The organism is Ferrimonas pelagia (assembly GCF_039543565.1).
In the GTDB taxonomy this organism is placed as follows: Bacteria; Pseudomonadota; Gammaproteobacteria; order Enterobacterales; family Shewanellaceae; genus Ferrimonas; species Ferrimonas pelagia.
Genome location: NZ_BAABJZ010000002.1, coordinates 1 through 13,090, shown reverse-complemented (window position 1 = coordinate 13,090; position 13,090 = coordinate 1). Strand labels below are relative to the sequence as shown.

The window sequence follows — 13,090 nt, the reverse complement described above, 5'->3', positions numbered from 1 at the left end:
AAGAGAGATGTCTGACACCCTGTTGTTGATCACCGATATCTGGGGCCAGCACGCCAGCTTCGACCCCTTTATTGCCGAGCTGAACCTGCGATTTGGCTCAGTGCAGGTGCTCGATCCCTATGCCGGCCAACGCTTCGCGTTTCGCGATGAAGCCCAGGCCTATGAATACTTTCAACGCCGTTGCAGCCCCGCGGTTTACCAGCAAAAACTGCAGGCATTGATCGAGCAAGCTCCCAGCGGCAGCGCCCTGCTGGCCTTCAGCGCCGGCGCGAATGCCGCCTGGCCCCTGCTCTCGACGCCGCTGGGCCAACACCTAGGCAAAGTCGCGCTGATCTACGGCAGCCAGATCGCCAACGACAGCGAGCGACGCCCCCTTTGCCCCACGCGCCTGCTGCTGTGTCGGGACGATCCCGGCGTGACCGAGCCAACCACCGCCCTGATCCAGCACAGTCAGCTCACGCTGACCGCTCAGCCCCATGGCTTCTGCAATCCACGCTCGCCCAATCACCGGGCCGAGCCCGCCCAGCAGCTGCTGGGGCCGATCCTGAACTGGTTGGCCCAGCCCAACGCCTAACTACTGACAGCGCTGCTGCCAACAATCGGTGATCGCGATCCCTTGCTGCTGCAGCAGCTGCGGGATCGAACCCTGACCCACCAAGTGGCCGGCGCCGATCACCACAAACATTTGATCGTATTGGCCGAGCCACTGGCCCAAGATCGCCGCCATATCCTGATTGCGATCCACCATCAGCTTCTGCCACAGCTCAGGGCTACCTGCCATCCCCTCTTTCATCTGCTCGGCCAACGCTTCTTTATCGCCTTGGCGCCACGCTCGGATCAACTGCTCAAACTCATCATCCTGACCAACCAGCGCCGCCGCCAGCATTTCGTGCTGAGCCGTGTCACTGAGAGAAGCGAAGATGGTCAATTGACGCTCCATACCCTCCAGCTCCAATACATTGCCACGCCAGCGCTGCAACAGGTGCGCCTCGATACCGTGGACCGGGTAATAGCCTGCCGCCGACATCTGAGACATGGCGATCTGGGCACTGAGCAGCCACGGTGCTAGTCGCTGATCACACGGGATCCCGAGCTGACCGCAATACGCCTCAAGATCCTTCGCCAATGCCTTGGGCAAGGCACCTTTGGCCAGCGCGTGCGCCATCACCAGAGCCTGAGAATTGGGATCGTTCGGATCCGCCTCTAATGCCAGGCTAGTCGCTTGGGTAAAAGCCGCCTCAATTTGCTCTGGCAAAGGGTAAAAACTGGCCTCTCCCACATGGATAGAGCCCAACAACCAGGCCGTATGGCCCTGAGCCTCCAATTTGAAAAACACCGGCTGATCGCCGGGTTTTGCCTGCGCCACCGACAGCGCGCAACAAAACCACACCACCAGCCCTATCCATTTTTTCATTTCACCACTCCGGTTGAGTCACACCTGCGACCTTTCTATAATTCGCCCCTGATCATAGGGGAAAACACATGTCCTACCAGACCATCATTGAACAATACCGTACCAGCCTGCAAACCGCCTATCGCCAAGCGCTGGACGCCGATATGCTGCTGGATGAGCTACAGAAAAAAGGCCAAGGCAAATTCGCCGCCATCTTCCGCGCCGATGCGGGCTTTACCTGCGATGCCAACCGCTTCGTCCCTTACGTACAGGAGCTGGGTGAACAACTGCAAGCGTTCGAGGCTGAGCCCGATCCCGCCCTGTTGGCAACGCTGGTCAAACAGCTGGAGTTGGTGCTGAGCACCCTCAATCAGCTGCGCCAAAGCATTAAGTAAACACAAAAAAACCGCCGAAAGGCGGTTTTTTTGAAGATAAGGGCCGCTCAGCGCTGCTCAAGCTGCTTGGTCAGATCCTTGCGGATCCAATCATCCAGCATGTGCATTTCGTAACGCAGTGACTCATTTTGATAGCGGCCGGCCGAGCGGGTATCAAAGCCCATATCGCGCAGGTCTTCTTCCCCTTGGGCGATCGCCTCACCGCTGCCATCGATCACCTGATAGCTGAATGCCATACGCGGCGGATAGATGCTTTTGACGATGCGGATGTCATTCGAGGTACGGCCAAACGAGGGACGGACATCGCCAGCCAGATCCAAGTCGGTCACGGTAAACGTCACCTTGTCGCCATCCTGCAACAACGGGGTCACCCGTTTTTGCAGATGCTTGCCTAGCGTGGCAAACACATGATTCTGATATCGGGATTGCACCCCACTGCCGGTACGGACATCTTTGTAGTTCTCCGGCTCCTGCCAGACGACCGTCACATCCCCATCCTGAGTCGGCCACTGCGGCGCCTCGTCCGCCGCGACTGCCGTGCCTGTACCGCCCAAGACCACTGCGACCAACCAGATCAGATGTTTCATTCAATACTCCTTACATTGGGGACCGTGGATTCGCTACATAAGTTAGAAGCAGCCTAACGCAAAAGATTCAAAATTAATCGCAAATGGTCAAAATGCGTTCAATCCCGGTTCAACTGCAGTCACAGCCACTTGCACTCACAAGCTAAAAAACAAACGCGAACCGGGCCCAGAGCCGAAAACAACAAACCCCCGCCGAGGCGAGGGTTTGTGTCAGACGCGAGGGTCAGGGGTGCATCACATCATGCCGCCCATGCCGCCCATACCGCCCATACCGCCCATATCTGGGGCACCGGCTAGCGCCGCTTCTTGTGGCTTATCGGTCACCATGGCTTCGGTGGTGATCATCAGGCCAGCAACGGACGCCGCGAACTGCAGCGCAGAGCGGGTGACCTTGGTTGGATCCAGAATACCCATCTCCAGCATGTCACCGAACTCACCGGTCGCGGCGTTGTAGCCGTCATTACCCGCAGCGGCGCGAACCTGGTTGGCGATGACGGAGGACTCCACGCCGGCGTTGTAGGCGATCTGGCGCAGCGGCGCTTCCATCGCACGCAGGGCCAGCTTGATACCGACGTTCTGCTCTTCGTTGTCACCGGTCAGATCGCCGATCTTGGCTGCGGCACGAACCAGCGCAGTACCACCACCGGCAACCACACCTTCTTCAACCGCAGCGCGGGTGGCGTGCAGCGCATCTTCAACGCGATCTTTCTTCTCTTTCATCTCGACTTCGGTGGCAGCGCCAACCTTGATCACGGCAACACCGCCGGCCAGCTTGGCCATGCGCTCTTGCAGCTTCTCTTTGTCGTAGTCGGAAGTCGACTCTTCGATCTGCTGTTTGATCTGACCGACACGGCCCTGGATCTGCGCTTCGTCACCGGCGCCATCGATGATGGTGGTGTTGTCTTTGGAGATCACAACACGCTTGGCGGTGCCCAGATCTTCCAGGGTCGCCTTCTCCAGCTCCAGACCGATCTCCTCGGAGATCACGGTACCGCCGGTCAGGATCGCGATGTCCTGCAGCATGGCTTTACGACGATCGCCAAAGCCTGGGGCCTTAACCGCCGCCACTTTCACGATGCCGCGCATGTTGTTCACGACCAGAGTCGCCAAGGCTTCGCCTTCCACATCTTCGGCCACGATCAGCAGCGGCTTGCCGGCTTTGGTCAAGCCTTCCAGGATCGGCAGCAGTTCACGGATGTTGGAGACTTTCTTGTCCACCAGCAGGATGAACGGGGAGTCCAGCTCAACGGTGCCGTTTTCGGCGTTGTTGATGAAGTAAGGGGACAGGTAACCGCGGTCAAACTGCATGCCTTCCACGACGTCCAGCTCGTTCTCCAGCGCCTGACCTTCCTCAACGGTGATCACGCCTTCCTGACCCACTTTTTCCATGGCGGTGGCGATGATCTCACCCACTTGGGTGTCGGAGTTGGCGGAGATGCTGCCCACCTGAGCGATGGCTTTGGAATCGGTGCAAGGCACGGCCAGCTCTTTGAGCTCGGCAACCGCAGCGACAACCGCTTTGTCGATGCCGCGCTTCAGATCCATCGGGTTCATGCCCGCCGCAACGGCCTTCAGGCCTTCGTTGACGATGGCCTGAGCCAGAACGGTGGCGGTGGTGGTGCCGTCACCGGCCACTTCGTTGGCTTTAGAGGCAACCTCTTTCACCATCTGGGCGCCCATGTTCTCGAACTTGTCTTCCAGCTCGATCTCTTTGGCAACGGACACACCGTCTTTGGTGATCGCCGGCGCGCCGAAGGACTTGTCCAGTACCACGTTACGGCCTTTAGGACCCAGGGTCACCTTTACCGCGTCAGCCAGTACGTTCACACCCGCCAGCATTTTTACGCGAGCGTCATTTCCAAATTTTACGTCTTTAGCAGCCATTACTTTCTTCCTTCAGAATTCGATACAGAGATTATTCGACGATCGCCAGGATGTCGGACTCGGACATGATCAGCATCTCAACGCCATCAACCTTTTCGGTCTTAACGCCATAGCCTTCATTGAAGATGACGGTATCGCCGATCTGCACATCCAGAGCTTGCACTTGGCCATTTTCCAGAATGCGACCTTTACCTACGGCCACAACCTCACCGCGAGTCGACTTTTCAGCAGCGCTGCCAGTCAGAACGATGCCGCCAGCGGACTTGGATTCAACTTCAGTGCGCTTAACGATAACGCGATCATGCAACGGACGGATTTTCATCTGTGATCTCTCCTAAGAACGGTTCCGTGTTTTAGCTTAAAACGGGTTTAGGCAGCTTCGCTGCCTGATGTTTGGGTATATGGGGGCTAAGCTAGGGCGAATACAAGGGGCCAGCACAAAAAAATTCACCGCCCGAAGCGCCAAGAACCGCTCAGCCCCGTCGCTAACAGAAACCCGTTGCCGATCTCAACATCCGGTTGATACTCTAAGAAATTGGCAGCATTTTGCGGTGGAGGGAGAATGGGAAAAGAGCTAGATCTGCTCACAGGCTCGATCGCCCGCACCCTGACTCGCCTAACCCTACCGAATCTGCTCGCAGTACTCAGCCTGCTCGCCTACCAACTGACCGACGCCTATTTCATCTCCCGCTTGGGCACCGAGCCACTGGCCGCCTTTGGCCTGACATTGGCCCCCACCTTGATGGCTATCTCCATTGCTCTGGGCCTGGGCACCGGCATGTCGGTGCAACTGGGCCGGCTGCTCGGCCAGGGCCATCGAGCGGAAGGCGCGCAGTTTGTCACCCATGGTCTGCTGCTGGCGGTACTGGTGGTGACCACGGTGGGCCTGGGCGGGCTGGCCACCATGGATCCGCTGTTTCGCCTGCTCGGTGCCTCCGATACGCTGCTGCCACTGACCAAAGAGTATATGGTCGTCTGGTACTGGGGAGTGGGGTTTCTGGTTTTGCCCATCGTCGGCAATCAGGCGATCCGCGCCACCGGCAACACCTTTACCCCGGCGTTGGTGACAGGCCTGGTCGCGGTGCTCAATGCGATCCTCGATCCCCTGCTGATCTTCGGCTTCGGGCCGATCCCGGCTTTTGGCCTACAGGGGGCCGCGATCGCCACGGTGATCGCCTGGATGGTCAGCTTTGTAGTGGCTGCCTACATGCTGCTGGTACAGCACCGACTCTTGGTTAGCCCCTGTTGGGCCAGACTGCGTCAGCACTGGCAGGCGCAGCTGCACATCGCCCGGCCCGCCACCCTATCCAATCTGCTCAACCCGATCGCGAGTGCCGCACTGATCGCCATGCTAGCCCGGATCGACATTCATGCCGTGGCCGCGTTTGGCGTCGCCAATCGCATCCAATCTTTGCTGATGATCGTGGTCACCGCCCTATGCGGTGCCCTCGCGCCCTTTATGGCGCAAAACCTCGGCGCCGGTCAGTATCAGAGGGCGGTGCGGGCGTTACTGGGCAGCATTCATATCATCATATTGATCCAGCTGGCGATCTACGCCCTGCTCTGGCTCAACCTGGATAGCATCGCCGGGATCTTCGCCACCGAGCCACTCACCCACCACTACATCAGCCAATACCTGCTGTGGGTCCCCTTGGGGTATGGCGCATTGGCGGTGGTGATCATGCTGGCGGTCTCACTCAACAGCTACCGACGCCCTATCCCGGCACTGCTGCTCAACCTCAGTCGCTTGGCGCTGCTGCTGCCCGCCGCTTGGGTGGGACGGGCCCTCGGCGGCGCCGAGGGGCTATTTATCGGCATCGCCCTCGCCAACGGCTTATTGGGGCTGCTGTGCTACTTGATCGCCCGCCGCCGACTCAAACAGATCCCGCCACAAACGGATCCCCCCCTGATGGCCGATCTTCCCAACCCCTAAGCCCACCATCGAGCAGAACACCGAACACGACAAAGGGGCACCGCGGTGCCCCTTTGTGATCCGTTCAAGCCGCTCAAGACATCACGTCTGGGCTCAGAATGGCCTCAATCCTTACGCTCGTAATCGCCATCGATGGTGCTGCCACCACTGCCTTGGTCGATATCACGGCGCGGCGCCTCTAATGGCGAGTCCTGTTGGCTCTCGCTGTACGTATGCGTCTGGCCAAAACCGCCCTGGAACTGGCCCGGCTGCACCATGCGCAGCTGCATCTTGCTCATCAAGAAGCGGGCGATCGGCGCGCGCGTCGCCGGGGTCAGCACCAGCAAACCAAACGCATCGGTGACAAAGCCCGGCGTCACCAACAAGACGCCAGCCACCGCCAACATCACCCCTTCCACGATCTGCTGACCCGGCATCTCGCCACGGGCCAGGCGCTGCTGCACGCTCATCATGGTGCTCAGCCCCTGGCTGCGCACCAAGGACGCACCCACAGCGGCAGTCAGGATCACCAAGGCGATGGTGTTGATGGCCCCCAAGGCGTCGCCAACGGTCATCAACACGTAGATCTCAACGATGGGCATCACCGCAAACAGCAAAAACAGATAAAAAGCCACAGCGACCTCAATATAAAATGCGTCTATGAAACACAGATGGGGGATCACGGGTCTGTTTTCAAGCCATGCTCATATTTCCGCACACAAGGTTGTGCACCCAAGCACGAAGTCCCGTAATCTACTCGCCGGGAACCTTTACTCGGACGCCTAGGTCACACCCATGACGGAATACCAAGTGGTGCTGTGCACCTGCCCGGATGAGTCAGCCGGCAAAGCGTTAGCGGCTCACCTGCTGCAACAGGGCCTCGCGGCCTGTATCAACCTGATCCCCGGTGTGCTGTCGATGTACCAGTGGGACGGCAAGCTGTGCGAAGAGCGCGAATGCCAATTGGTGATCAAAACACGAGCGGAGCAGCAACCGGCGCTGGAAGCCGCGATCTGCCAACATCACCCTTACGACGTACCGGAGATCATTGCCTTACCCATTCAATGGGGGCACCAAGCCTACTTAGATTGGATCAAGCAACATTGCGCATTATGAAAAGAATTCTGACCTGTTTATTGCTGCTGTTGACCAGCGTTCACGCCAGCGCCAACTTCTCATTCTTAAAGCAAGAGCCACAGATCTTACCGGTGGACCAAGCCTACCTATTCGATTTCGGCCAGCAGGGTAATGCTCTGGAGCTGAAATGGAGCATGCAGGGCAAGGACTACTACCTCTATCAGGACAAGTTCGATCTGCAGGTGGAAGTCGACGGCGACGTGCGCCTCGGTGAGATCCAATACCCAGAGCCGGTGATCCACACCGATGACTGGTTTGGTGATCAGCCGGTGTACTTCGATGCCGTTACCCTGACCATCCCCGTACTTGAAGCGAAGGGCGGCGCCAGCGTCACCGTGACCTACCAGGGCTGCCTGGACGGCATTCTTTGCTATCCGCCGACCCGCCAAACCGTCTTCCTCAATGACGTCGAAGCCAATGACGGCTTTGCCGCAGCTGCCCAGATCCCGGCGGCACCGATCTCCAAACAGGATGGCCTGGCCGCCATGCTCGATGGCGATAAGCTGTGGCTGATCATCATCACCTTCGTCGGCCTGGGCATGCTGCTGGCGTTCACCCCGTGCGTGTTCCCCATGTACCCGATCCTGACCAGCATCATCGGCGGTCAAGGTCAGCTGTCGACCCGCAAAGCCTTTGCCCTGTCGATGACCTACGTCCAAGGTATGGCGATCACCTACACCATCCTGGGCCTGATCGTCGCCTCGGCGGGCATGAAATACCAAGCCGCGCTGCAAAGCCCGACCGTGCTGATCGGCTTGGCCGTGCTGTTTGTGGTGCTCTCCTTGTCCATGTTCGGCGTGTACAACCTGCAACTGCCCGCCAGCCTGCAGAACAAACTCAACAACGCGCAGAATCAGCAAAAAGGCGGCTCCTTTGTCGGCGTCTTTGTCATGGGCCTGATCTCCGGTTTGGTCGCCTCCCCCTGCACCACCGCGCCGCTGTCCGGCGTGCTGATCTACGTCGCCCAAAGTGGTGACTTGATGCTGGGCGGCGTCACCCTGTACGCCCTCTCTATGGGCATGGGCCTGCCGCTGCTGCTGCTGGGCACCTCCGGCGGCAAGCTGCTGCCCAAAGCCGGTGCCTGGATGGAAACCATCAAGCACGTGTTCGGCTTCCTGATGATCGCTGTCGCACTGATGATGCTGGATCGGGTCTACCCGGGCATGCTGCTGGATCTGGCTTGGGCCGTGTGGGGGATCGCCCTGGCGTCCTACCTGCTGCTGACCAACAAGAAAACCGCCTTCAGCTGGCTGAAAGTCACCCGCTCCGTGCTGCTGACGCTGGGCCTACTGGGCAGCGTTTCCTACGGCCTGCACGCGGTAATGAACCCGCATGACGCCACGGCGGATCTCAACTTTGTCCACATCAAGACGCTCACCGATCTCGAGCGCGAAGTGGCCAAGGCCAACAGCGAAGGCAAAGCCGTGATGCTGGACCTATACGCCGACTGGTGTGTGGCCTGTAAGGAGTTTGAGCACAAAACCTTCCCACAGCCGAACGTACGGGAGCGCACCGATACCATGGTGATGCTGCAGGCGGACGTGACCCGCAACGACGCGCAAGACATCGAGCTGCTCGAAGCCTTTGATGTGCTGGGTCTGCCCACCCTGTTGTTCTTCACCCCGCAGGGCGAAGAGCTCAGCAGCCTGCGTGTCACCGGCTTTGTCGCCGCCGCGCCGTTTGCCGAGCACTTGGACACGGTTCTGGCCCAGTAACGCTCTGTCTTAACACTAGCCCGCCACTCCCCCGAGTCGGCGGGCTTTTTCATGGCCGCTTGCCGCCTTTTTTAAGGCGCGCGGCAAAGCCCTATCTGGCTCTCAGTTCTGTGCACGTCAAATTAGGTGCACGACAAATTAGGTACACTGACAAGTTCGACATCATGGAGATTGTTATGAGCTGGCGGATCACTTTGCTGTTTCTGGCCTACCTGCTGTTAGGGGCCCACTTCCTGCGCTACGACGCGCAACTCATCGCATTGGCGCTAGTGGCCGCGCCCCTGCTGTTGCTCAGCCGCCACGTTGTGGCGGTGCGCCTGTTGCAGGCGGGTTTGCTGCTGGGCGTCGCTGCAGCCTGGCTGCCTACCGCCTGGCAACTGGTGGCATTCCGTCAACTGGCGGGGGAGCCCTACCTGCGCCTCGGCGCCATCATGGCTGGCGTCATGCTGTTCTCCTTGCTGGCCGCCTGGGCCATCCATCCGCTATTTCAGGACAAATATCGCAAAATGTAACCAAGGGTAATCTTGTGCATTGCGGCCATACAGACCGGCTCAAGATCCGTAACATGGCCGTCATTGCTCGATATCATTGCAGGATCGCCCCATGAAAAAGCTCATCATCGTCTCCGCCGTAGCACTCGCCTTAGGCGGCGCTATGCTCTGGCCCACGCAGGAAGCCACCGGCCAGATCAGCTATCAGACCCAGCCCATCAATAGCGGTGAGATCCGCAAAACCGTGGCGGCCACCGGCACCCTAGCGGCGGTAGACGATGTGGTCGTGGGCGCGCAGTTGTCCGGCCAGATCACCGACATCTATGTCGACTTCAATGACACCGTCAGCGCCGACCAACTGCTGGCCAAGATCGATCCCCGCACCTTCCAGGCACGGCTGGATCAAAGCCAGGCACAGGTGGCCAAGACCCAGGCGGATCTGCGCCTGCAGCGGATCGCCATCGAGCGGGCACAGATCAACGCCGATCAGGCACTGCGTGAATTGCACCGAGCCGAAGCGTTGGTGGCGGAGAAGCACATATCCGAAGATGAGTTGGACCAATACCAGACCCGGGTCGCCCTGACCGCGCTGGAGCATCAGCAAGCCGAGGCGCAATTGCTGGCGCTGCAGGCCACCTTGCAGAGTAATGAAGCCAATCGGGATCAAGCCCAAATAGAGCTGGATCGTACCGAGATCCGCGCCCCCATCGACGGCTTCGTCATCAACCGCACCATCGAAGCGGGCCAGACCGTGGCCGCCAGCCTCAACACCCCAGAGCTGTTTACCCTGGCCAAAGATCTGGCCCAGATGGAGATCGAGGCCTACATCGACGAGTCTGACATCGGCCAGATCGCGCTGGATCAGCGGGTCGAATTCAATGTCGACGCCTTTCCGGATCGCCAGTTCCAGGGCAAAGTGCAACAGATCCGACGGGCGCCGCAATCCAACTCCGGCGTGGTCAGCTACACGGTGATCATCAGCGCCAACAATCGGGCCGGTCAGTTGCTGCCGGGCATGACCGCCAATCTCGAACTGCAGATAGACACCCTACGCGATACCCAGCGCGTGCCCAACGCCGCCATCCGCCTGGCGGATCGCCAACCTAAACCTGAAGAGAGCGGGCGCGGTGGGCGCGGCGGTCAATTTGAATTACTCGATCTCACGGCCGAGCAGCGCCAAGCCATGCGCGCGGCTTCGCCCCAGCGCGCTCGCGGCGAAGCCGGTGGCGATCCCCGTGTCAGCGACCGCAATCGCGAGCAATCGCGCCAACGCATGGAGCAGTTGCTTGACACTATCCTGACCGACGAACAAAAAGCGCTCAAAGCGCAACTGGATAACGGCACTATTCGTCCGGGCCACCTGCTGATCATGCAAGACGAGCAGCCTGAACTGATCGCCGTCCAGTTTGGGATCAGTGATGGTGACTACACCGCCGTGCTGAGCCCGGATCTGACCGGCCTTGAGGTGGTCACCCAGATGCGGAGCAGCCTATGAGCATTGCCATCCAGTGCCAAAAACTCAGTCACAGCTTCCCCATGGCCGGTGAACGCTTTCAGGTGCTGAGCAACATCGATCTCACCATTGAACAAGGGGAGATGGTGGCCATCATCGGTCCATCCGGCTCCGGCAAATCGACACTGATGAACATGATCGGCTGCCTGATGACGCCGGAATCCGGCGAGTTAGCCTTGTTCGGTAACAGCACCCGCGGTATGAGCAAAGAGCAACTGGCTCACCTGCGCCGCGATCACATCGGCTTTATCTTTCAACAGTTTAATCTGCTGGCACGGACCTCAGCACTGGATAATGTGATGATGCCGCTGATGTATCAGGATGAGCTGGTACCCGATGGGCGCGAGCGGGCCATCGCCTGTCTCGAGCAAGTCAATCTAGGCGACCGGCTGGACAACACCCCGGCGCAATTGTCCGGCGGCCAGCAGCAGCGTGTCGCCATCGCCCGCGCCTTGATCAACCGGCCCAGCATCTTGTTGGCGGATGAGCCCACCGGCGCACTGGACAGCAAAACCAGCAGCGAGATCATGGCGCTGTTTCGCCAGCTCAACGCCCAGGGCCATACCGTGGTGCTGATCACCCACGAAGCGGAGATCGCCGCCCAAGCGGATCGCATTGTCACCGTGCGTGACGGCCAATTGTCTGCACCCACGCACCAATGGGGGGAACAAGCATGAAACTGGTGATCACCGCCTTACTGTCACTGCGCCGCAACCTGATGCGCTCCATCCTCACCACGCTGGGGATCGTTATCGGGATCAGCGCCGTGGTGATCATGTTTGCCCTCGGCGAGGGCGCACAACGAGAGGTGGAGCAACAAATTGAAAGCCTGGGATCAAACCTGCTGATAGTGCGCGCCAGCCCCAGCCGCAGCGTCGGTGCCAAAGGGGCAGCAGGAGGCCAGGACAAACTGCTACTGGCCGACGTCGATGCGCTCAAGCGGGAGATCCCAGAGATCATCGCCGCTGGTGCCGCCAACAGTCGCCAGACACAGATCATCGTCGGCAACCAAAACTGGAACACCTCGGTCTCGGGGATCAATGCCGACATGCTGACCGCCTCAAATTGGGAATTAGCCGCAGGCCGGCCCTTTACTGAAAGCGAGATCCGCAGCAGCGGTCGTGTCGCCCTGATCGGACAAACCGTCGCCGAGGAGCTGTTTGGCTCTCCCGAACTGGCGCTCGGAGCCACCGTTCGCGTCAACAAGGTGCCCCTGGAGATCGTCGGCCTGCTCAAAGGCAAAGGTCAGGACATGCGCGGCAGCGATCAGGACGACACCCTGCTGATCCCCATCTCCACCGCCAATCGCCGGGTGCTGGGTTACAACAGCAACGACGTGAACCGGGTGTCCCGGCTGACGCTGTCGGTGGATGACGCCCGTAACATGGATTATGTCAGTCAGGAGGTGGTGGCCCTGCTCAACCAACGCCATCGGATCGGCGCCAATCAACCTTCGCCGTTTAGCGTAATGAACCTGTCGCAGATGCTGGAAACCCGGGCGCAAGCCAATCAGGTGTTCAACTCGCTGCTGGCAGGGGTGGCCGGCGTGTCACTGCTGGTCGGCGGCATTGGCGTGATGAACATCATGCTGGTCTCCGTCACCGAGCGCACCCGGGAGATCGGCCTGCGCATGGCGGTCGGCGCCCGCCCACGGGATATCCTGCTGCAGTTTCTGATCGAAAGCGTGGTGCTGTGTCTGCTCGGTGCCTTGATGGGGCTGGCCCTGTCGGTGGCCACCTTAGTGATCCTGCAAGCCCTGTTTGGCTGGAGTATGGCGCTGTCGCCTTTCATCATGATGATCAGCATCGGCGCCACCGCCCTGATCGGCATCGGTTTCGGTTTCTACCCGGCCTACCAAGCCGCCAATCTGGATCCCATCGAAGCCCTGCGCTACGAATGATCCCTCCGTTACGCCCGGCAGACCATGCCGGGCGTAATACCAATTCCATTATCTATTTGGTCAGTCTGGCCCATTCCCTGCTGCAAAGATGCCGCACTTGTTCTGCATTTTTTCGAAAGCTGTTCCAAGCATCTGCAACCTGGTCGACAATGTGGTCATAGCT

General features: G+C 59.5%; 13 protein-coding genes and 2 pseudogenes. 10 read left to right on the top strand and 5 right to left on the bottom strand.

The window, feature by feature from the left end:
• Positions 1–7 precede the first annotated feature (7 nt).
• Positions 8–574, top strand: a complete 567-nt coding sequence (locus ABEA08_RS00105; RefSeq protein WP_345332023.1) for a dienelactone hydrolase family protein — start codon at positions 8–10, stop codon at positions 572–574.
• On the opposite strand, the gene ABEA08_RS00100 is transcribed toward ABEA08_RS00105, so the two are convergent.
• Positions 575–1,414, bottom strand: coding sequence for a TraB/GumN family protein (locus ABEA08_RS00100; RefSeq protein ID WP_345332021.1), 840 nt, complete (start codon positions 1,412–1,414; stop codon positions 575–577). It abuts the gene before it with no gap.
• Positions 1,415–1,482: 68 nt separating this feature from the next.
• Here ABEA08_RS00100 and ABEA08_RS00095 point away from each other — a divergent pair, with 68 nt between their 5' ends.
• Entirely contained in the window at positions 1,483–1,788 is a 306-nt protein-coding gene (locus ABEA08_RS00095) for a prephenate dehydrogenase (protein ID WP_345332019.1), read from the top strand.
• A gap of 47 nt (positions 1,789–1,835) precedes the next feature.
• Here ABEA08_RS00095 and ABEA08_RS00090 read toward each other — a convergent pair whose 3' ends face one another.
• The 3 genes from ABEA08_RS00090 to ABEA08_RS00080 all read right to left on the bottom strand — a co-directional run bounded on the left by ABEA08_RS00090 (position 1,836) and on the right by ABEA08_RS00080 (position 4,581).
• Positions 1,836–2,375 (bottom strand): DUF3016 domain-containing protein, encoded by a 540-nt coding sequence (locus ABEA08_RS00090; protein ID WP_345332017.1) that lies wholly within the window; start codon positions 2,373–2,375, stop codon positions 1,836–1,838.
• A 234-nt stretch (positions 2,376–2,609) separates the two neighbouring features.
• Positions 2,610–4,259 (bottom strand): chaperonin GroEL, encoded by a 1,650-nt coding sequence (gene groL / locus ABEA08_RS00085; RefSeq protein ID WP_345332015.1) that lies wholly within the window; start codon positions 4,257–4,259, stop codon positions 2,610–2,612.
• Between the two features lie 31 nt (positions 4,260–4,290).
• The gene (locus ABEA08_RS00080; RefSeq protein WP_345332013.1) at positions 4,291–4,581 is read right to left on the bottom strand and encodes a co-chaperone GroES; all 291 of its coding nucleotides are present in this window, start codon (positions 4,579–4,581) and stop codon (positions 4,291–4,293) included.
• 240 nt (positions 4,582–4,821) lie between these two features.
• Between ABEA08_RS00080 and ABEA08_RS00075 the strand changes: the two genes are divergently transcribed.
• The gene (locus tag ABEA08_RS00075; RefSeq protein ID WP_345332011.1) at positions 4,822–6,192 is read left to right on the top strand and encodes an MATE family efflux transporter; all 1,371 of its coding nucleotides are present in this window, start codon (positions 4,822–4,824) and stop codon (positions 6,190–6,192) included.
• Positions 6,193–6,296: 104 nt separating this feature from the next.
• On the opposite strand, the gene ABEA08_RS00070 is transcribed toward ABEA08_RS00075, so the two are convergent.
• Positions 6,297–6,806, bottom strand: a complete 510-nt coding sequence (locus tag ABEA08_RS00070) for an FxsA family protein (RefSeq protein ID WP_345332009.1) — start codon at positions 6,804–6,806, stop codon at positions 6,297–6,299.
• 160 nt (positions 6,807–6,966) lie between these two features.
• Here ABEA08_RS00070 and cutA point away from each other — a divergent pair, with 160 nt between their 5' ends.
• The 7 genes and pseudogenes from cutA to ABEA08_RS21970 all read left to right on the top strand — a co-directional run.
• Entirely contained in the window at positions 6,967–7,287 is a 321-nt protein-coding gene (gene cutA / locus ABEA08_RS00065) for a divalent-cation tolerance protein CutA (protein ID WP_345332007.1), read from the top strand.
• Positions 7,284–9,023, top strand: a complete 1,740-nt coding sequence (locus ABEA08_RS00060) for a protein-disulfide reductase DsbD (protein ID WP_345332005.1) — start codon at positions 7,284–7,286, stop codon at positions 9,021–9,023. Before cutA ends, ABEA08_RS00060 begins: the two co-directional genes overlap by 4 nt.
• 176 nt (positions 9,024–9,199) lie before the next feature.
• Positions 9,200–9,535, top strand: a complete 336-nt coding sequence (locus ABEA08_RS00055) for a hypothetical protein (RefSeq protein ID WP_345332003.1) — start codon at positions 9,200–9,202, stop codon at positions 9,533–9,535.
• Positions 9,536–9,626: 91 nt separating this feature from the next.
• Positions 9,627–11,009, top strand: coding sequence for an efflux RND transporter periplasmic adaptor subunit (locus ABEA08_RS00050; RefSeq protein WP_345332001.1), 1,383 nt, complete (start codon positions 9,627–9,629; stop codon positions 11,007–11,009).
• Positions 11,006–11,704 carry an ABC transporter ATP-binding protein gene (locus tag ABEA08_RS00045; protein ID WP_345331999.1) on the top strand — a complete coding sequence of 233 codons (699 nt, stop codon included), beginning with the start codon at positions 11,006–11,008 and terminating at the stop codon, positions 11,702–11,704. Before ABEA08_RS00050 ends, ABEA08_RS00045 begins: the two co-directional genes overlap by 4 nt.
• A pseudogene (locus ABEA08_RS21975) lies at positions 11,686–12,429 on the top strand (ABC transporter permease); the annotation flags it as partial. The gene ABEA08_RS00045 and the pseudogene ABEA08_RS21975, both read left to right, overlap by 19 nt.
• Before the next feature lie 138 nt (positions 12,430–12,567).
• Positions 12,568–12,927 (top strand): annotated as a pseudogene (locus ABEA08_RS21970) (FtsX-like permease family protein); the annotation flags it as partial.
• Positions 12,928–13,090: the final 163 nt, after the last annotated feature.